General features: G+C 72.6%; 18 protein-coding genes. 9 read left to right on the top strand and 9 right to left on the bottom strand.

The genetic code is table 11. The features are described 5' to 3' along the window. Positions 1-32 precede the first annotated feature (32 nt). Entirely contained in the window at positions 33-803 is a 771-nt protein-coding gene (locus ACIBST_RS09805; protein WP_397170556.1) for a hypothetical protein, read from the bottom strand. A 20-nt stretch (positions 804-823) separates the two neighbouring features. Further along, complete coding sequence (locus ACIBST_RS09800; RefSeq protein ID WP_397170555.1) at positions 824-1639, bottom strand: hypothetical protein; 816 nt, start codon at positions 1637-1639, stop codon at positions 824-826. Positions 1640-1992: 353 nt separating this feature from the next. Here ACIBST_RS09800 and sucC point away from each other — a divergent pair, with 353 nt between their 5' ends. From sucC to ACIBST_RS09785, 3 genes are all read left to right on the top strand, one after another. Then, positions 1993-3174: an ADP-forming succinate--CoA ligase subunit beta gene (gene sucC / locus ACIBST_RS09795; RefSeq protein WP_364338219.1), complete on the top strand. Its 1182-nt coding sequence runs from the start codon at positions 1993-1995 to the stop codon at positions 3172-3174. Positions 3175-3177: 3 nt separating this feature from the next. Then, positions 3178-4053 (top strand): succinate--CoA ligase subunit alpha, encoded by an 876-nt coding sequence (sucD, locus tag ACIBST_RS09790; RefSeq protein ID WP_125644468.1) that lies wholly within the window; start codon positions 3178-3180, stop codon positions 4051-4053. A gap of 233 nt (positions 4054-4286) precedes the next feature. Then, positions 4287-5924: a DUF6350 family protein gene (locus ACIBST_RS09785; RefSeq protein ID WP_397170553.1), complete on the top strand. Its 1638-nt coding sequence runs from the start codon at positions 4287-4289 to the stop codon at positions 5922-5924. On the opposite strand, the gene ACIBST_RS09780 is transcribed toward ACIBST_RS09785, so the two are convergent. Beyond that, on the bottom strand, positions 5921-6340 hold the full coding sequence (locus ACIBST_RS09780; RefSeq protein ID WP_397170552.1) for a hypothetical protein: 420 nt from the start codon (positions 6338-6340) through the stop codon (positions 5921-5923). The two genes, ACIBST_RS09785 and ACIBST_RS09780, sit on opposite strands and share 4 nt — an antisense overlap. Positions 6341-6416: 76 nt before the next feature. Here ACIBST_RS09780 and purN point away from each other — a divergent pair, with 76 nt between their 5' ends. The 3 genes from purN to ACIBST_RS09765 all read left to right on the top strand — a co-directional run bounded on the left by purN (position 6417) and on the right by ACIBST_RS09765 (position 8893). Beyond that, positions 6417-7046: a phosphoribosylglycinamide formyltransferase gene (gene purN, locus ACIBST_RS09775; RefSeq protein WP_352366616.1), complete on the top strand. Its 630-nt coding sequence runs from the start codon at positions 6417-6419 to the stop codon at positions 7044-7046. Continuing rightward, complete coding sequence (gene purH, locus ACIBST_RS09770) at positions 7043-8587, top strand: bifunctional phosphoribosylaminoimidazolecarboxamide formyltransferase/IMP cyclohydrolase (RefSeq protein WP_397170551.1); 1545 nt, start codon at positions 7043-7045, stop codon at positions 8585-8587. Before purN ends, purH begins: the two co-directional genes overlap by 4 nt. A 129-nt stretch (positions 8588-8716) precedes the next feature. Continuing rightward, a complete protein-coding gene (locus tag ACIBST_RS09765) occupies positions 8717-8893 on the top strand; it encodes a hypothetical protein (RefSeq protein WP_352323910.1) in 177 nt (58 codons plus the stop codon). Here ACIBST_RS09765 and ACIBST_RS09760 read toward each other — a convergent pair. Next, the gene (locus ACIBST_RS09760; protein WP_397170549.1) at positions 8890-9789 is read right to left on the bottom strand and encodes an ROK family protein; all 900 of its coding nucleotides are present in this window, start codon (positions 9787-9789) and stop codon (positions 8890-8892) included. The genes ACIBST_RS09765 and ACIBST_RS09760 overlap by 4 nt on opposite strands. 247 nt (positions 9790-10036) lie before the next feature. Between ACIBST_RS09760 and ACIBST_RS09755 the strand changes: the two genes are divergently transcribed. After that, a complete protein-coding gene (locus ACIBST_RS09755; protein WP_397170547.1) occupies positions 10037-10882 on the top strand; it encodes a bifunctional methylenetetrahydrofolate dehydrogenase/methenyltetrahydrofolate cyclohydrolase in 846 nt (281 codons plus the stop codon). 75 nt (positions 10883-10957) lie between these two features. Next, on the top strand, positions 10958-12109 hold the full coding sequence (locus ACIBST_RS09750) for a C45 family autoproteolytic acyltransferase/hydolase (RefSeq protein WP_397170546.1): 1152 nt from the start codon (positions 10958-10960) through the stop codon (positions 12107-12109). Between the two features lie 6 nt (positions 12110-12115). On the opposite strand, the gene ACIBST_RS09745 is transcribed toward ACIBST_RS09750, so the two are convergent. Genes ACIBST_RS09745 through ACIBST_RS09725 form a run of 5 tightly spaced genes read right to left on the bottom strand, consistent with a single transcriptional unit; the run spans position 12116 to position 16901 of the window. After that, positions 12116-13699, bottom strand: coding sequence for a thiamine pyrophosphate-dependent enzyme (locus ACIBST_RS09745; protein ID WP_397170544.1), 1584 nt, complete (start codon positions 13697-13699; stop codon positions 12116-12118). After that, the gene (locus ACIBST_RS09740) at positions 13696-14466 is read right to left on the bottom strand and encodes an ABC transporter ATP-binding protein (RefSeq protein ID WP_397170727.1); all 771 of its coding nucleotides are present in this window, start codon (positions 14464-14466) and stop codon (positions 13696-13698) included. The genes ACIBST_RS09745 and ACIBST_RS09740 overlap by 4 nt, the downstream gene beginning before the upstream one ends. Beyond that, complete coding sequence (locus tag ACIBST_RS09735) at positions 14459-15208, bottom strand: ABC transporter permease (protein WP_397170542.1); 750 nt, start codon at positions 15206-15208, stop codon at positions 14459-14461. The genes ACIBST_RS09740 and ACIBST_RS09735 overlap by 8 nt, the downstream gene beginning before the upstream one ends. Beyond that, positions 15205-15975, bottom strand: coding sequence for an ABC transporter permease (locus ACIBST_RS09730; RefSeq protein WP_397170540.1), 771 nt, complete (start codon positions 15973-15975; stop codon positions 15205-15207). The genes ACIBST_RS09735 and ACIBST_RS09730 overlap by 4 nt, the downstream gene beginning before the upstream one ends. Further along, positions 15972-16901 (bottom strand): ABC transporter substrate-binding protein, encoded by a 930-nt coding sequence (locus ACIBST_RS09725; protein WP_397170538.1) that lies wholly within the window; start codon positions 16899-16901, stop codon positions 15972-15974. Before ACIBST_RS09725 ends, ACIBST_RS09730 begins: the two co-directional genes overlap by 4 nt. A 100-nt stretch (positions 16902-17001) precedes the next feature. Here ACIBST_RS09725 and ACIBST_RS09720 point away from each other — a divergent pair, with 100 nt between their 5' ends. Beyond that, positions 17002-17772, top strand: coding sequence for an IclR family transcriptional regulator C-terminal domain-containing protein (locus ACIBST_RS09720; protein ID WP_397170536.1), 771 nt, complete (start codon positions 17002-17004; stop codon positions 17770-17772). Positions 17773-17788 lie beyond the last annotated feature (16 nt).

The raw sequence follows: 17788 nt of genomic DNA, 5'->3' as shown, positions 1-17788 counted from the left end.
GGTTCGAGGGGGGTTGTCGACAGCTCGGCGGCTCAGTCGAACAGGCCGAGCGAGCTGGTGGAACCGTCGGGGATGGCCTGGCGGAGCTTCTCGGCCCTCGCCCGCTTCTCGGCCACCCAGTCCTTGTAGGTGATGATCTCGTCCGCCGGAGGGGCCTTGACGCTGACCTTCCCGCCCCAGCCCGAGAGCCGGGTCTCGACGACGCTCCGCCCGCCAGGCGTGACGTCCTGGCCGGTCACGACGTGGTCGGGCAGCGCCTGGGCGTTCAGGCCCAGCCGGTAGTAGAACCCTTCGTACGCGCCGGCCCCGCGCGCCTGCGCGAGGGTCAGCGCGCCACGCCGGAGGCCGTCCTTGACGCCGGAGGCGTGCGAGACCAGGGCCTTGACCGTCTTGGGCGCCAGCACGTCGACCGGCTGGGCCGAGGTGATCACCTTGCCCTTGAGGTGCTCCATGAGCACCCACGTCCGGCCCATGGGCAGGTCGTCGGCCAGGTCGGCGGCCTGCACGTACACCTTGCCGCCGACGCTGATCCAGCGCTGCCGGCTGTCGTCCTTGCCGACCGTCCTGAACACGACGTCGGCCGCGACGGGCCCGGACGCGCCGAACTCCACGGAGCCGGCCATGCGGGTGACCTCGCCGTCGCGCGGACGCTTCGACTCGGTCCGTGCGGTCTCGGAGATCGTCACCCCGTGGCCCGGGACGAACTGCCGCTTGAGTGCGGTGACGGGGTCCACGGCCGCCTGTGCGGGGACGGCCGGGATGAGTGCCGCGGCCGTCACCGCGGCCGCGAGCAATCGCTTCATGAGTGTCCTTAGAAGGGGGGCTACCTGATGTTGCCCAGGGAGTTGAGTGAGCCGTCCGGGATGTCCTTCGGAACGGTGCTGTCGTCGGAGAGGTCGGCGATGTCGGCCACCTGGTCGGCCGGCGGGGCCTTGACCTTGACCTTGGCGCCCCAGCCGGTGTAGCGGGTCTCGGTCGTGCTGTGGCTGGCGCCGAGGATGCCGAAGTCGAGGGTCCAGTCGCTGACGACCCTGGTGACCAGGCCCTTGGAGTTCACGGCGAGCAGGTACGAGACCTTGACCTTGGCGACCTTCTTGTCGACGTTCTGGCCGTAGATCTTGCCGAGCTCCTTCACCGTGACCGAGCCGCGGTAGATGCCGCCCTTGGTGCTCGCGGCGTGGGAGACGAGCGCCTTCAGCACCTTGGGCTCGAAGATGTCCAGCATCTGGTTGGAGGTGCTCATCTGGAGGCCGGTGTCGGGGTAGCGCACCCACTTCTTGCCCTCGGGCAGACCCTCGCTGTAAATGCCGCCCTGCGCATATACGTGCTTGCCCACGGTGATCGTCCGGGACGGCATCAGCGCCGCGTACAGGTCGGCGCTCTTGCCGGAGGCGTGATTGCGTACGTCCGAGGCGACGATTCCGGACCGGCCGAACTCCAGAACGCCGGACGTCTTCGTGGCGCCGGTGCTCTTGCCGTCCATCGAGGTGCGGGACGTCTCGGTGAACCGTACGCCGTGTCCGGCGACGTACTGCTTCTTCAGCGCCTTCGCCGGATCCGCGGGCGCGGCCTGGGCCGGGGTCGCGGTCACGAGCGCCGCCGCGGAGGCCAGGGCCAGGCCCGCGATAATTCGCTTCATCCGATTCCTTCAGATCAAGAATGAGGGGAGCAGGAATCCTGCCAATTGAAGATCACGACCATATATCGACAGACACCGCATAAGGCAGCGAATTGGTGCACTTTCGGTGCAGAGAGGGACATGGTGAAGTGAGATCACCGTCACATAGCGGAAGAACCGTGCCCCGATGACCTGTGCAGGTCAAGCTTGGGGCTAGGCTTCACTGGCGGAAACGCCCGGCACGCACCCCTGAGCGTAGGAGCTCGCCGTGAGAGAGCGAGGCACGAAGCCGACACGAGCGGCGAGCGGACGCGACCGTAAGCGCAGTTGCCCGGGCCGTCGAACATCAGTCGGATAAGCAAGGACGGACCCTCGTGGACCTGTTCGAACATCAGGCGAAGGAGCTCTTCGCTGACTACGGCATCCCGGTGCCACGCGGCATCGTCGCCAACACCGTGGAGGAGGTGCGGGCGGCGGCTGAGGAGCTGACCGGCCGCGTTGTCGTCAAGGCCCAGGTCAAGACCGGCGGTCGCGGCAAGGCCGGCGGCGTGAAGGTGGCCGACGACGCCGCCGACGCCGTCGAGAAGGCCACCGCCATCCTCGGCATGGACATCAAGGGCCACACGGTCCACAAGGTGCTCGTGGAGGAGGCCAGCGCGATCGCGGAGGAGTACTACTTCTCCTTCCTGCTCGACCGCGCCAACCGTACCTTCCTCGCGATCTGCTCCGCCGCCGGCGGCATGGACATCGAAGAGGTCGCCCACAGCACGCCCGAGAAGGTCGCCAAGGTGCCGGTCTCGGCCCTCGACGGCATCGACCGCGCCAAGGCCCGCGAGATCGCGGTGGCCGGCGGGCTGCCCGAGAAGTCGCTCGACGGCGCCGCCGAGCTCATCGAGAAGCTGTGGTGCTGCTTCGTCGACGAGGACGCCACGCTGGTCGAGGTCAACCCGATGATCCTGTCGGCCGACGGCCAGGTGAAGGCCCTCGACGGCAAGGTCACCCTCGACGAGAACGCCGGCTTCCGCCAGGCCGACCACGAGGCGCTGGCCGACAAGGCCGCCGAGGACCCTCTGGAGGCCAAGGCCAAGGAGAAGGACCTCAACTACGTCAAGCTCGACGGCAACGTCGGCATCATCGGCAACGGCGCGGGCCTGGTCATGTCCACCCTCGACGTGGTGGCCTACGCGGGCGAGGCGTTCCCCGGCAAGCCGTCCCCGGCGAACTTCCTCGACATCGGCGGCGGCGCCTCGGCCGAGGTCATGGCCGCGGGCCTGGAGATCATCCTCTCCGACCCGAGCGTCAAGTCGATCTTCGTGAACGTCTTCGGCGGCATCACCGCCTGCGACGCCGTGGCCAACGGCATCGTCTCGGCGTTCAAGCTGCTGGAGAGCCGCGGCGAGGCCGTGACGCACCCGCTGGTGGTCCGCCTCGACGGCAACAACGCCCAGCTCGGGCGGCAGATCCTGGCCGACGCCGCGCTCCCGCGGGTCGAGCTGGTTGACACGATGGACGACGCGGCCAAGCGGGCCGCCGAGCTCGCTGCGGTAGGTGCGTGAGTCATGGCTATCTGGCTGACCGAGAACAGCAAGATCATTGTTCAGGGCATGACCGGCGGTGAGGGCACCAAGCACACCCGCCGCATGCTCGCCTCCGGCGCGAAGGTCGTCGGCGGCGTCAACGCCCGCAAGGCGGGCATCACGCACGAGGGCCTGCCCGTGTTCGGCACGGTGAAGGAGGCCATGGAGCAGACCGGCGCCGACGTGTCGGTCGTCTTCGTGCCGCCGGCCCACACCAAGGCCGCCGTCAAGGAGGCCGTCGACGCCGAGATCCCGCTCTGCGTCGTGATCACCGAGGGCATCCCGGTCCACGACTCGACCGAGTTCTGGGCGTACGCGGTGGCCAAGGGCAACAAGACCCGCATCATCGGGCCCAACTGCCCCGGCATCGCCTCGCCCGGCGCGTCCAACGCCGGCATCATCCCCGCCGACATCACCACCGCCGGCCGCATCGGCCTGGTCTCGAAGTCCGGCACGCTGACCTACCAGCTCATGTACGAGCTGCGCGACTTCGGTTTCTCCACCGCGGTCGGCATCGGCGGCGACCCGGTCATCGGCACCACGCACATCGACGCGCTCCAGGCCTTCCAGGACGACCCCGACACCGACGCGATCGTGATGATCGGTGAGATCGGCGGCGACGCCGAGGAGCGGGCCGCGGCCTACATCGAGCAGCACGTCACCAAGCCGGTCGTGGCCTACGTCGCGGGCTTCACCGCCCCCGAGGGCAAGACGATGGGCCACGCCGGCGCCATCGTCTCCGGCTCGGCCGGCACCGCCCAGGCCAAGAAGGAGGCCCTGGAGAAGGTCGGCGTCCGCGTCGGCAAGACCCCCTCCGAGACGGCCCGCCTGATGCGCGAGATCATGCAGTCCCGCTAGTCACGCATGGAAAAGCCCCGCCTGGCCGCCGCCATGCGGGGCTTTTCCATGCCGCCGGGCGTCCCAGGGCCCGCCGGGCGGCGGGTAAAGGGCACGGAAAGGGGGCGAGGCGGGTTCGCGGAGGGCTCACGGCGGCGAAGAGGCGCGTTCGCGGGCGGCTCACGGCGACAAAGTGGACCCGCTGCGGCGCGTCAACCAAGCGATGGTTGGGAAAGATTGAGAAAATCGCATCTGTGACGGCCATTCTCGACCAGTTGCGTACCGCCCCCAAGTCGGTGCTCGGCAAGCTCCCCGGGGTCTCGACCGACGACGACGAGACGAGGCGGCCGCTACCCGTGTCGGGCATGCTCGCCGCCGCCTGCACGCTCGGCGTCGGCCTGGCCGTGCTCACCACGCTCACCCTCGTCGGCTGGATCGCCGCGCCGCGCGGCACGCTCGGCGCCGGCCTGCCCGGCGTGTTCCGCGCGGCGGCGCAGCTCTGGCTGGCCGCGCACCACGCGGGGTTCGCGATGCCCGGCGGCCGGGTCGGGCTGCTGCCCCTCGGGCTGATGGTGCTGCCCGCGTTCCTGCTCTACCGCGCCGGCCGGTGGATGGCCCGCGACGCCGACCTGCGGCTGCGCCTGCCCGCCCGGCTGCCCAAGAACAGCCCGCGCGAGCAGGCCAACGCCCGCCGCCGCGCGCAGCTCGCGCTGGTCGGCCAGGCCGGCGTCTCGCTGGCGGCCCCCTACGCGCTGCTGGCCGGGCTGATCGCGCTGGTGGCCAGCAACGAGATCACCCAGCCGTTCATCGGCGAGGCGCTGCTCAGCCACTTCGTGCTGGCCTTCCTGGCGGGCTCGCTGGCCACCGCGCGCATGATCGGCCCGTGGCGGATCATGCTCAAGCTGCTGCCCGAGCGGCTGCGGGCGGTCACGGTCGGCACGGCCGTCGCCACGACGGCGCTGCTGGCGTCCGGGCTGGGGCTGGTGCTGGTCGCGGTCGTGCTCAACTTCGGCCAGGTCAAAGACCTGTCGGACGTGCTCGCGCCGGGCTTCGTCGGCGGCGTGCTGCTGTTGCTGCTCCAGCTCCTCTACCTGCTCAACGCCGTGATCTGGGCCTCCTCCTACATCGCCGGCCCTGGCTTCGCCATCGGCGCGGACACGCTGGTCGCACCGACCGGCGTCGAGCTCGGCACGGTGCCGAGCCTGCCGCTGCTGGGCGCGCTGCCCGAGAGCGGGCCCGTGCCGGCGTGGATGATGGCGGTGATCGCGCTGCCGTTCGCGGCGGGCGCGGTGGCGGGCGTGTTCGTGGCCCGGATCTCGCCCTCGCATTCGTACGAGGCCGCCCCCCTGTGGGGCTTCCTGACCGGTGTCTCCACCGGCCTGGTCGCCGGCCTGCTGGCCGCGCTGTCCGGCGGGCCCATCGGCGGCGGCCGGCTGTCGGCGATCGGCCCGTCCCCCTGGGAGGTGGCCCTGTCGGTGGCCCTGGAGGTGGGCGTGGCGGCCGGCATCTCGGCGGGCGTGGCCAACCTGCTGCTGCTCAACAAGAAGGCCCGCGCGCCGCTCGACAAGGCCGCCGCGCCGGTCCGCAAGGCGGGCGCGGCCATCGCCAAGGCGGCCAGCAAGGTGGGCCTGGCCGAGTCCGACCCGCGCCCGCTGCCCGGCCACTGGATGGACGCCACCGAGGCCGACACCCAGGAGATCCCGGTCATCAGGGACGACTGGCAGGACGAGCACGCCTCCGCCGAGGCCGAGACCCTGGCCCAGGCCCGCCCGCGCCCGGCCGAGCCCTCAGGCGGCCCGGCCCGCCCGCCGCGCAAGGACATCGTGGACGAGTCCGACGACCGCGGCGGTCACGTCATCTACGTCGACCCCTACGCCTGGGACCGCGACTAGGACTGCATGGCTCCGAGCAGCTGGAGGACGTCGGGCGGCAGCTTGCGCTGCGCGGCGTCGCGGAACTGGGTGAAGCACTCGCCCTGGGCCGAGACCGTGCCCGCGCCCTTCATGCACTCCTGGTAGGCGGAGTATTCGTCCATCAGGTAGAGCTGCATCCCCGTGGCCATCGCCGACAGGGCCAGCGCGATGGAGGAGATCGTGATGCCGCCGACGGCCGTGCCCGTGGGCTTGTGGGCGTTGCGCAGCCGCGGCAGCGCGCGGATGCCCGACATGAGCGCGAACAGGGCCATGACCAGGCCGGCGAGCGGCAGCATGAACGTCATGGCCAGCGCCGCGATGGACAACCAGATCGCACGGCGACCCGCTGAATCGGCGGGCTGCTGACCCGCCGGTGCCTGCACCGGTGTCGACACCTGACCTCCTCTGCGTCGCCGGGCGAGGAACAGATACCCTGTCAGCCCCACCCTGTTTCCATTCTTTGGAGTGTGCGTGTCAAAGGCTGGGCGGCTCGTCGTCCTCGTCTCCGGCTCTGGAACCAACCTACAGGCCCTGCTGGACGCTTCCGCCGACCCGTCGTACGGTGCGCGCGTGGTGGCGGTGGGCGCGGATCGGGACGGCATAGAGGGCCTGGCCAGGGCCACCAGGGCAAATGTCCCGACATTTGTTGAAAAGCTGGGCGATCATGCGACTCGGGCGGACTGGGATGCCGCTCTTGCCGCCAGGATCGCATCGTACGAGCCCGACCTGGTGGTGTCGGCGGGCTTCATGAAGATTTTGGGTGCGCCCACGCTCGACGCGTTCCCCGTGCTCAACACCCATCCGGCGCTGCTGCCGTCCTTCCCCGGCGCCCACGGCGTGCGCGACGCGCTGGCCCACGGGGTGAAGGTGACCGGCTGCACCGTGATGCTGGCCGACGCCGGGATCGACACGGGGCCGATCGTCGCCCAGGAGGCGGTGCCCGTGCTGCCGGATGACGACGAGCCGGTCCTGCACGAGCGCATCAAGACCGTCGAGCGCCGCCTGCTCGTCGACATCGTCGGCCGGATGGCCCGCGAGGGCTGGACGGTCAGCGGACGCACCGTCCGCATCGGCAACCAATCAGGAGGGGAAAGCACGTGACTCGCATCGCCATCCGGCGCGCGCTGATCGCTGTCTACGACAAGTCCGGGCTCGAAGAGCTGGCCAGGGCACTCGACGGCGCCGGCGTGGAGATCGTGTCGACAGGCGGCACGGCCGCCGCGATCGCGTCCCACGGGATCCCGGTGACCAAGGTGGAGCAGCTCACCGGCTTCCCCGAGTGCCTCGACGGCCGGGTCAAGACGCTGCACCCGCGCGTGCACGCCGGCCTGCTGGCCGACCTCACCAAGCCCAGCCACGTGGCCCAGCTCGACGAGCTGGAGATCGACCCGTTCCAGCTCGTGGTGGTCAACCTCTACCCGTTCCAGCAGACGGTGGCCTCCGGGGCCTCCGACGAGGAGTGCGTCGAGCAGATCGACATCGGCGGGCCCGCGATGATCAGGGGCGCCGCCAAGAACCACGCCACCTGCGCGGTCGTGGTCGACCCCGCCGCCTACGGCGACGTGCTCACCGCGCTCGACGAGGGCGGGTTCACGCTGCACGAGCGCCGCCGCCTGGCCGGTGTCGCCTACGCCCACACCGCCGCCTACGACGTGGCCGTGGCCAACTGGTTCGCCGGGCCGTACGCGGGCGGGGAGGAGGAGTTCCCCGAGTTCACCGGCGTCGCGTACGAGCGCAAGGCGACCCTGCGCTACGGCGAGAACCCGCACCAGCGCGCCGCCCTCTACACCGCCGGCTCCGGCGGCCTGGCCAACGCCGAGCAGCTGCACGGCAAGGAGATGTCCTACAACAACTACCTCGACTCCGACGCGGCCTGGCGGGCGGCCTGGGACTTCGCCGAGCCGTGCGTGGCGATCATCAAGCACCAGAACCCGTGCGGCATCGCCGTCGGCGCCGATGTGGCCGAGGCCCACCGCAAGGCCCACGCCTGCGACCCCGTCTCGGCCTACGGCGGCGTGATCGCGGTCAACCGCGAGGTCACCGTCGAGCTGGCCCGGCAGATCGCCGACGTGTTCACCGAGGTCGTCGTGGCCCCCGGCTTCAGCGCGGAGGCGCTGGAGGTGCTGCGGGCCAAGAAGAGCCTGCGCCTGCTGCGCTGCCCGGAGGGGCCGTCCCAGCCGCTGGAGTTCCGCCGCGTCGACGGCGGCCTGCTGCTGCAGGCGGTCGACCGGATCGACGCCGGCGGCGACGACCCGGCGGCGTGGGAGCTCAAGACCGGCGCGGCCGCCTCGCCCGAGCTGCTGGCCGACCTGGCCTTCGCCTGGCGCGCCTCGCGCTCGGTGAAGTCGAACGCGATCCTGCTGGCCGCCGGCGGCGCCACGGTGGGAGTGGGCATGGGCCAGGTCAACCGGGTCGACTCCTGCCGCCTCGCGGTGAGCCGGGCGGGGGAGCGGGCGGCCGGCTCGGTCGCCGCCTCCGACGCGTTCTTCCCGTTCGCCGACGGGCCGCAGGTGCTGATCGAGGCCGGGGTCAAGGCGATCGTGGAGCCGGGCGGCTCGATCCGGGACCAGGAGGTGATCGACGCCTGTGAGCAGGCGGGCGTCACCCTCTACTTCACCGGGACCCGCCACTTCTTCCACTGATCACCGATTCATCGGATAAAGGGCAACAAGAGATCCACTTGTTGCCCTTTATCCGTTTTGGCGGCGAGCATCGGCACTCCCCGGTTACCCTGATTGCCGCCCTGCTGTGCTCATTCCCCCGGAGTTTCCATGCTCGACGCGACCCTGCATGCCTTCGTGACCATGAACGGCTTCTCGACCAGCCCGTTCGTCCTGCTGGTCCTCGCCTTCATCGGTGCCTACCTCGGCAGCCGGGTCGTCGAGCTCATCCCGTACACCCGCCGGATCATCGAGCGCCGCGAGGCCCGCTTCGCCGAGCGCGACTAGCCGGACAGCCGCCAGGCCAGCCGGGCCGCCCCGGCCAGGCCCGCGCGCACGCCCAGCGTGGTCGGCCGCACCCGGACCGCCCGGACGAACGCCAGCCCCGCGACGTCGTCGAGCGCCCGCTCCAGCGGGCCGAACAGCACCGCGCCGGCCGCCGACACGCCGCCGCCGATGACCACGGTGTCGAGCTCGACCGCCGCCGCCGTGGAGGCGATCAGACCGGCCAGCGCCCTGGCGCCGCGCTCGAAGGCCGCCAGCGCCACCGGATGCCCGGCGGAGGCGTCGGCGGCCAGCGCCCTGGCGTCGCGGTCGCCGGCGGGCGCCCAGCCGTTCTCCAGGGCCCAGCGGGCCAGGTTGGGGCCGCTGGAGTAGCGCTCGACGCAGCCCCGGCCGCCGCACTCGCAGCGCTCGCCGCCGGGATCGACGCTCATGTGGCCGACGTGCCCCGCGTTGCCCGCCGGGCCGAGCAGCGGCGCGCCGCCGATCACCAGGCCGCCGCCGATGCCGGTGGACACGACGACGCCGAGCAGCGACGCGCTGCCCTGCCCGGCGCCCAGCCAGTGCTCGCCGAGCGCCATGCACTGGGCGTCGCCGGCCAGCACCACGGGCAGGCCGGTCAGCCGCTCCAGCTCCGCGCGCAGCGGGAAACCGCGCCAGCTCGGCATGTTCACCGGGCTCACCGTGCCCGTGGTGAGGTCGAGCGGGCCCGCGCAGCCGACGCCGACGGCGTGCGGCGGCGGGCCTTCGCCGGTCACCTCCGCGACCAGGGCCGCCAGGGCGGACATGACGTCGGCGCGCGGCGTGGGCCGCGTGGCGGAGCGCAGCAGGGAGCCGGTCTCGTCGGCCAGCGCGGCGGCGAGCTTGGTGCCGCCGATGTCGACGGCGAGTACGCAGCTCATCCGTGTGCCTGGGGGCCGGGCCGGCGGAGGCCGCCGAGGCGTGACAGGGGGAAGCGGGCGCGCAAGGGGAACCTCCGTAGGACAGGGTGCCGGCGCCCGACACGATATGCCCTTCCTTGATCGATGACAACGATGTCATCGGTTCCCTGTGGACAACGGACGCCGCCTGCCTCCCATCTGTGGAAAAACTGTGGACGGACGCGCGGCCGGTGCAGGGAAGCCGGGCAGTCATGGAAGGATTGACGGCATGAGCGCAGTGAAACTCGACGGCAAGGCGACAGCCGCCAGGATCAAGGCAGACCTCGCGACCCGGGTGGCCGCGCTCAAGGACCGCGGCATCACGCCCGGCCTGGGCACCGTCCTGGTGGGCGACGACCCGGGCAGCCAGATCTACGTCGCGGGCAAGCACCGCGACTGCGCCGAGGTCGGCATCGCCTCCATCCGCGTCGACCTGCCGGCCACCGCCACCCAGAAGGACGTCGAGGCGGCCGTCGACGAGCTCAACGCGTCCCCGGCCTGCACCGGCTACATCGTCCAGCTCCCGCTGCCGAAGCAGATCGACACGATGGCGCTGCTGGAGCGCATGGACCCGGCCAAAGACGCCGACGGCCTCCACCCGGTCAACCTCGGCCGCCTCGTCCACATGGTCGACGCGCCCCTGCCCTGCACGCCCCACGGCATCGTGCTGCTGCTCCAGGAGTACGACGTGCCGATCAAGGGCGCCGACGTCGTCGTGGTGGGCCGCGGCATCACCGTCGGCCGCTCGCTCGGCCTGCTGCTGACACGCCGCAGCGAGAACGCCACGGTGACCCTCTGCCACACCGGCACCCGCGACCTGGCCGCCCACGTCCGCCGCGCCGACATCGTCGTGGCCGCGGCCGGCGTGCCCGAGCTCATCACGCGGGACATGGTCAAGCCCGGCGCGGCCGTCCTCGACGTGGGCGTCTCCAGGGTGCACGGCAAGATCGCCGGTGACGTGGCCCCCGACGTCGAGGAGGTCGCCGGCTTCCTCACCCCCAACCCGGGCGGGGTCGGGCCGATGACCCGCGCGCTGCTGCTGTCCAACGTCGTGGAGGCCGCCGAGCGTTCCTGATTGGTGGGGGATGAAGCCCTGATGGGGGGAATGGGAAGAAGAGCGAGCCCCACCCCCATCACGGAAGGCCGATTCATGGAAACCCCGCTCATCGCCGTCGAGGGCACCTACGAGGAGATGGGGGCCGAGGTCGGCCGCCGCACCGCCGACCTGGTCGCGCGGAGCGTCGAGACCTACCTGCGGCGTTTCCGTGACAAGTCCGGCCTGTCCTCGGCCGACGTGCTGCGCTGGGGCCAGACCTTCCTCGACGTGGCCAGGGCGTACGACCCGAGCATCGCCGCCATGCTGGAGGGCCTGGCGGCGGGCGCGGGCCGGCCGGTCGAGCACATCGCCGCGCTCAACGCCCGTACCGAGCTGCTCGACGGCACCGGCTACCACGACGACGGCTGCACCTCGCTGGCCGTCCTGCCCAAGTACACCCGCGACGGCCACACCCTGCTCGCCCAGAACTGGGACTGGCATCCCGAGCAGGGCGCGGTCACCTTCCTGCTGGCCACCCGCGACACCGAGGGGTTCGCGGTGCTCACGCTGGCCGAGGCGGGCATGCTCGCCAAGTCCGGGCTCAACTCGGCGGGGCTCGGGGTGTGCGCCAACCGCCTGCAGTCCGACCGCGACCACGCCGGGGCCGGGGTCCCGTACCACTTCCTGCTGCGCGGGGTGCTGCAGTCCGACCGCATGAGCCGGGCCCACCGCAAGGTGCTCGACGTGCCGCGCGTCTCCTCGGGCAACCTGCTCGTCGCCGACGCCGGCGGCGAGGCCATCGACCTGGAGATGGCTCCCGGCACGTTCGGCGCGCTGCTGCCGCGCGACGGCCTGCTCACCCACGCCAACCACTTCGAGGCCGAGCTGCCGCTGGAGGACATGAAGGCGGCCAGGTCCGGCCTCACCCTGCTGCGCGCCGAGCGCGTGCGCCACCTGCTGGAGGACACCGCCGCCGAGCGCGCGGTCGGCCTCGAACACGTCGTCGCCGCCCTGCGCGACCACTATTCCTTCCCCGACGGCGTCTGCCGCCACCTCGACCCCGACGCCGGCCCGGCCGAGCAGTGCCTCACGGTCTACTCCGTCGTCATGGACCTCGACGCCCGCGAGCTGGCCATCGCCGGCGCGCCGCCGTGCGCCCGCCCGTACGAGCGGTGGGCCTTGGACGAGGTCTTCAAGCCGGACGCCGCCCCCGAGCTCTGCTTCGACCCGGCAGCCGACGGCGGTCGCCGCCCTCCGGCCTGGTGAGCCGGCTCACGGCTGGAAGTCCCGGTCCACGGCCACGGTGACGTCGAGCAGCAGGGGCTCCTCGCGGGCGGCCAGCGACGGGATCACCTCGTCGAGCACGGCCCCCAGCTCGGCCGGGCCGTCCACCCGCCGGGCGGGGCAGCCCAGCGACCTGGCCAGCGCGGCCATGTCCACCTCCGCGAACGGGGGCCAGGGGGCCTTGCCGCCCTGCCGGTCGGCCAGCCGGTCCATGACCGCGTAGCGGCCGTTGGCGAGCACGACGAACAGCGCGCCCACCCGGTAGTGGGCGGCGCTCCACAGGGCGTGCACGCCGTACAGCGCCGAGCCGTCGCCCACGACCGCGACCACCGGGCGCGCGGGCAGCGCCATGCGCAGGCCGACCGCGGCCGGCACGGCGAACCCGAGCCCGCCCATGGCCGCCGAGACGAAGCCCAGCGGGTTCCTGGCCGGGACGAGCCGGTGCAGGTCGGGACGGGACGACGGCGTCTCCTCCAGCAGCACGACGTCGCGGGGCAGCCGCCGGGCCAGCTCGCGCAGCACGTACGCGGGCCGCAACGGCTCCCCGCCGGGCGCCTGCGGGGCCGGGGCCGGTGGAACGGCCGCCGGAGCGGCGGGACGGGCCGGCAGCAGGGCCGCCAGCCGCTCGCAGACGACTCCCGGCGGGGCCAGGACGGCCAGGTCGGCCGGGCTCCGGTGCGCCTCGGCCGGGTCGTCGGTGACCACGGCGACCGCCGTCCCCGGCTCGACCAGCGGCCCCGGCGCGTACGGGTACTGCCGGAACACCGGCGCGCCCACGGCCAGCACGACGTCGTGCGGCGCGAGCACGGCCCGCAGCCGCCCCCGGTCGGCCGGCAGCACCCCCGCGTACTGCGGATGGTCCTGCGGGAACCCCGCCAGCGCCCCGAACGACTCCTGGAACACCGGGCACGCCAGCCGCTCGGCCAACCGCACCAGCGGCCCCCAGGACGCCCCCGCCCCCGCCACGACTGCCGGGGACCGCGCCCCGGTCAGCAGCTCGACCAGCGGCGTCAGGCCGGCGTCGGGCACGGCGGCCGGCCGCAGCACCCGGGCCGGGGCCGCCGGGGTCTCGCCGGCGAAGGGCGCGTCCCAGTCGTCCATCGGCACCACGACCAGCGCGGGGCCCCGGTGCGTGACCGCCTCGTGAAAGGCCCTGGCCAGCGCGCCCGGCACATCCTGGGCCCGCACCGGCTGGTCGGTCCACACCGGGTAGTCGCCGGCCAGCCCGGCCAGCCGCCCGGCGAGGAACGGCTCCAGCGCCAGGTGCCGCCGGTCCTGCTGCCCCACCAGGACGACCAGGGGCGCCCGGTTCACCCGGGCCGTGGCCAGGGCGCCCACCGCGTTGCCCAGCCCGGCCGTGGTGTGCAGCACGGCCAGCGCGGGCTCGGCGTGCCCGATGGCCCAGCCGGTGGCCATGCCGACGACCGAGCCCTCGTGCAGCGCGAGCACGAAGCGGAGGTCGTCCGGCAGCCCGGTCAGCAGCGACACCTCGGTCGAGCCGGGGTTGCCGAAGATCGTCGTCAGGCCGTGCCGCCGCAGCACCTCGAACGCCGCCGCCCTCACTGTGCTCATCGTGCCCCTCTCGCCTGCTGGATCCGCCGGTAGACCTGCCCGCGCAGCTCGCCGAAACGCGGCAGCGACCGGGTGGTGAGCTGGTCCCGGTCGCGCGGCAGGTCGATGGGCAGGTCCTCCATGACCGACGTCGGCGACGACGACAGCACGATCACCCGTTGCCCCAGGTAGACGGCCTCGTCGATGTCGTGGGTGACGAACAGCGTGGTCACCTCCAGGTCCCGCCAGAGCCGCAGGATCAGGTCTTCCAGGTCGGCCCTGGTCTGCGCGTCCACGGCGGCGAACGGCTCGTCCATGAGCAGGATCTGCGGCTCGTAGGCCACGGCCCGCGCGATCGCCACGCGCTGCTGCATGCCGCCCGAGAGCTGCCACGGATGGGCGCCGGCCACGTCGGCCAGCCCGACCGCCGCCAGCGACCCGGTCACCAGCTCCGCCCGCCGCGCGCGCGGCACCCGCTTCTCCCGCAGCGGCAGCTCGACGTTCTGCCGGACGGTCATCCAGGGGAACAGGCTGCGGCCGTACTCCTGGAAGACGACGGCCATGCGCGGCGGCGGCCCGGTCACCGGCTCGCCGGCCACCCGCACCTCGCCCCCGCTGACCGGCAGCAGCCCGGCCACGCACCGCAGCAGCGTCGTCTTGCCGCAGCCGGACGGCCCCACCACGCACACCAGCTCGCCCGCCGCGACGCCGAAGGTGACCGAGCCGATCGCCTCCACCCGGCGGCCGGGGCTCCGGTAGACCTTGTTCAGCCCGCGGATCTCAAGCACGGGCGGCACCGCCGCCGTGGTACCAGGCCAGCACCCACCGCTCCAGGCGGCGGAAGAGCAGCGACAGCCCGAGGCCGAGCAGCCCGAGCAGCAGGATGCCGCTCCACATCTCGGCGATCTGGAACTGCCGCTGGAACAGCACGATCGTGAACCCGAGCCCGCTGGAACCGCCGAACATCTCGCTGATGACCATGAGGATGATCCCGATGGACAGCGCCTGCCGCAGCCCGGTCATGATCTGCGGGCTCGCGCCGCGCAGCACGAACCGGCGCAGCCTGGCGGCGCCGCGCACGCCGTACATGCGGCAGGTGTCCGACAGCACCTCGTCCAGCGCCCGTACGCCCTCCACGGTGTTGAGCAGGACGGGCCACACACAGCCCGACACGATGACCAGCACCTTCATGGCCGTGTCGATCCCGGCCAGCAGCATGATCAGCGGCACCAGCACCGGCGGCGGGATGGCCCTGAAGAACTCCAGCACCGGTTCCAGCGTGGCCCGCAGCCGCCGCGACAGCCCGATCGGCACGCCCAGCCCCACCCCGAGCAGCCCGGCCACCGCGTAGCCCGCCAGCAGCCGAGCGAGGCTCGGCAGCACGTCGTCGAGCAGCCGCCGGGACAACCACGTCGCGGCGAAGGCCCGGCCCACCTCGGCCGGGCCCGGCAGGTAGAACGTGCTGCCGCCGACCGCCCACCAGAGCAGCACCAGCGCCGCGGGCAGGGCGACCAGCCTGAGCGCCCTCACGCCGCCGCCTCCGAGCGCACGGCCGGATGCCAGGCCAGCACCCGGCGTTCGAGCAGCCGCACGGCCGCGTTGACCGCGATGCCGACGCCGCCCGCGAGCACGATCAGCGCGTACACGTCGGGCACGGCGCCGCTGCTCTGCGCCACCTGGATCTCCGCGCCGAGCCCGGGGCTGCCGATCACCAGCTCGGCCGTCACCGCCAGGATGAACGCCACCGCCGCCGCCAGCCGCAGCCCGGTCATCACGTACGGCAGCGCCGTCGGCCACATCAGGTGCCTGATCCGCGACCAGGCCGACAACCCGTAGGAGCGGGCGGTGTCGTGGGCGACGGGATCGACGGCGGCGACGCCGTACAGGACCTGGACGAGCACCTGCCAGAAGGCGGCGTACACCACGAGCAGCAGCGTCGAGCCGAGCGTGGCGCCGAACAGCAGCGTGGCCAGCGGCACCAGCGCGACCGACGGGATCGGCCGCAGGAACTCCACCGTCGAGCCGGTCAGCGCCCGCAGCCCCGGCACGGTCCCGATCAGCACGCCGGCCACGACCGCCGCGCAGAACGCCAGCGCCAGCCCGAGCGCCCAGCCGCGCATGGTCTCGCCGAGCGCGATCCAGAGCCGGGCGGTGGCCAGCTCGGCGGCGAGCGCGCCCAGGATGCGCGTGGCCGGGGGCAGGAACCGCTCGTCCACCAGGCCGAGCCGCGGCACGGCCTCCACCAGCGCGAGCAGGCCGCCCAGCCCGGCGAGCCCGTGGAGCAGGTCGCGCCTCACGGGACCAGCGCGGACACGTCGATCCTCTTCGTCAGCACGCCGTCGGCCAGCGCCAGGTCGGCGATGGCCTGCACGGACGCCTTGTCGACCTCGACCGGCCACTTCGGCAGGTGGATCTTCGCGATCACCTCAGGCGCGATCTTCGTGTACGTCCCGAGGATCTGCCGCACCTCGTCGGGATGGCCGTCGGCGTACTCCAGGGACTTGCGCATCGCCGCGGTGAACCGCCTGGTCAGGCCGGAGTCGGTGCGGCCGGTGGTGAAGTACATGGCGACGGTGAGTCGCGGGGTCGCCTCGGCGAAGTTCCAGGCCACCGGCCGCGCCCCCTGGCTGATCGCCTGGCTGACGAACGGCTCGACCACCCAGATGGCGTCCACCCGGCCGCTGCGCAGGGCGGCGGGCGCGTCGGGGAAGGGCAGCTCGACGAACTCGATGCCGTCGGGGTCGCCGCCCGCCTTGCGGACCGAGGCCCGGATGGTCGTGTCGCCGATGTTCCTGAGCTGGTTGACCGAGATGCGGCGGCCCGCCAGGTCCTTGGCCGACCTGATCGGGCTGTCCGGCTCGACCAGCACCGCGCTGAAGTCCGCGCCCGGCCGCCCGGTCGAGGAGACGCCGTTGGCCACCACTTTCACGTCCAGCCCCTGCTGCTTGGCGGTCAGCAGGGAGGTGGTGTTGGCGAAGGCGAACTGGAACTGCCCGCCGACCGCCCCCGAGATGCTGGCCGCGCCGCCCTGCACGGGGGTGATCGTCAGGTCGATGCCCTGCTCGGCGAAGAAGCCCTTGGCCCTGCCCAGATGGATGGGCGCGGTGTCGACGATCGCGATCACTCCGGCGTTGACCTTGTCCCTGCCTCCCGCCGTCGTGCCCGGCGGGCCGCCGCAGGCGGCCAGGAGCAGGGCGGCGAGGATGATGAGAGCGCGACGCACGGCTGCTCCTAGGTGTTCGCCATGCGCACAGGTATTCTCTGTCCGAACAGCTCCATATGGCGGAAACTACGCCCTTGTCGGCTTCTGTCAAGGGATCACCATGGTCGATCATGTGCAGTCGCTGGCCAGAGGGCTGGCGGTGATCCGCGCGTTCAGCGCCGCGGCGCCCGAGCTGACGCTCAGCCAGGTGGCGCGGGCGACCGGCCTCAGCCGCGCCGCCGCCAGGCGCTTCCTCATCACGCTCGCCGACCTCGGCTACGTGCGCAACGACGGCCGGCTGTTCGCGCTCACCCCGCGCGTCCTGGAGCTGGGGTACGCCTACCTGTCCGGCCTGTCGCTGCCCGAGGTCGCCGGCCCGCACCTGGAACGGCTGGCCGCCGAGGTGCACGAGTCCGCCTCGGTCGCGGTCCTCGACGGCGAGGACGTCGTGTACGTCGCCCGCGTCGCCACCGCCCGGATCATGAGCGTGTCGATCAGCATCGGCACCCGCTTCCCGGCCTACTGCACGTCGATGGGCCGGGTGCTGCTGTCCGCCCTGCCGCCCGGCGACCTGGACGCCTACCTGGGCCGGGCCGCGTTACGCCGGCTGACCTCCCGGACCGTCGTGCTGCCCGGCGCGCTGCGGGACGAGCTGGACCAGGTGCGCCTGCGCGGCTGGGCGATGGTGGACCAGGAGCTGGAGGAGGGCCTGCGGTCCGTCGCCGCGCCCGTACGCGACCACGCCGGCCGTACGGTCGCCGCCGTGAACGTCTCCACGCACGCTGGACGTACCACCCTGCACCAGGTCAGGACCGGGCTGCTGCCCGAGCTCCTGGCCGCGGCGGCGCGCATCGAGGCCGACCTGGCGAAGGTCTCGGTGACCCGCGCCTGACGCCGTCACGCCGGTC

It is taken from the genome of Nonomuraea sp. NPDC049684 (assembly GCF_044465345.1).
GTDB lineage: Bacteria > Actinomycetota > Actinomycetes > Streptosporangiales > Streptosporangiaceae > Nonomuraea.
This window is presented reverse-complemented; position numbering and strand designations above follow the sequence as displayed.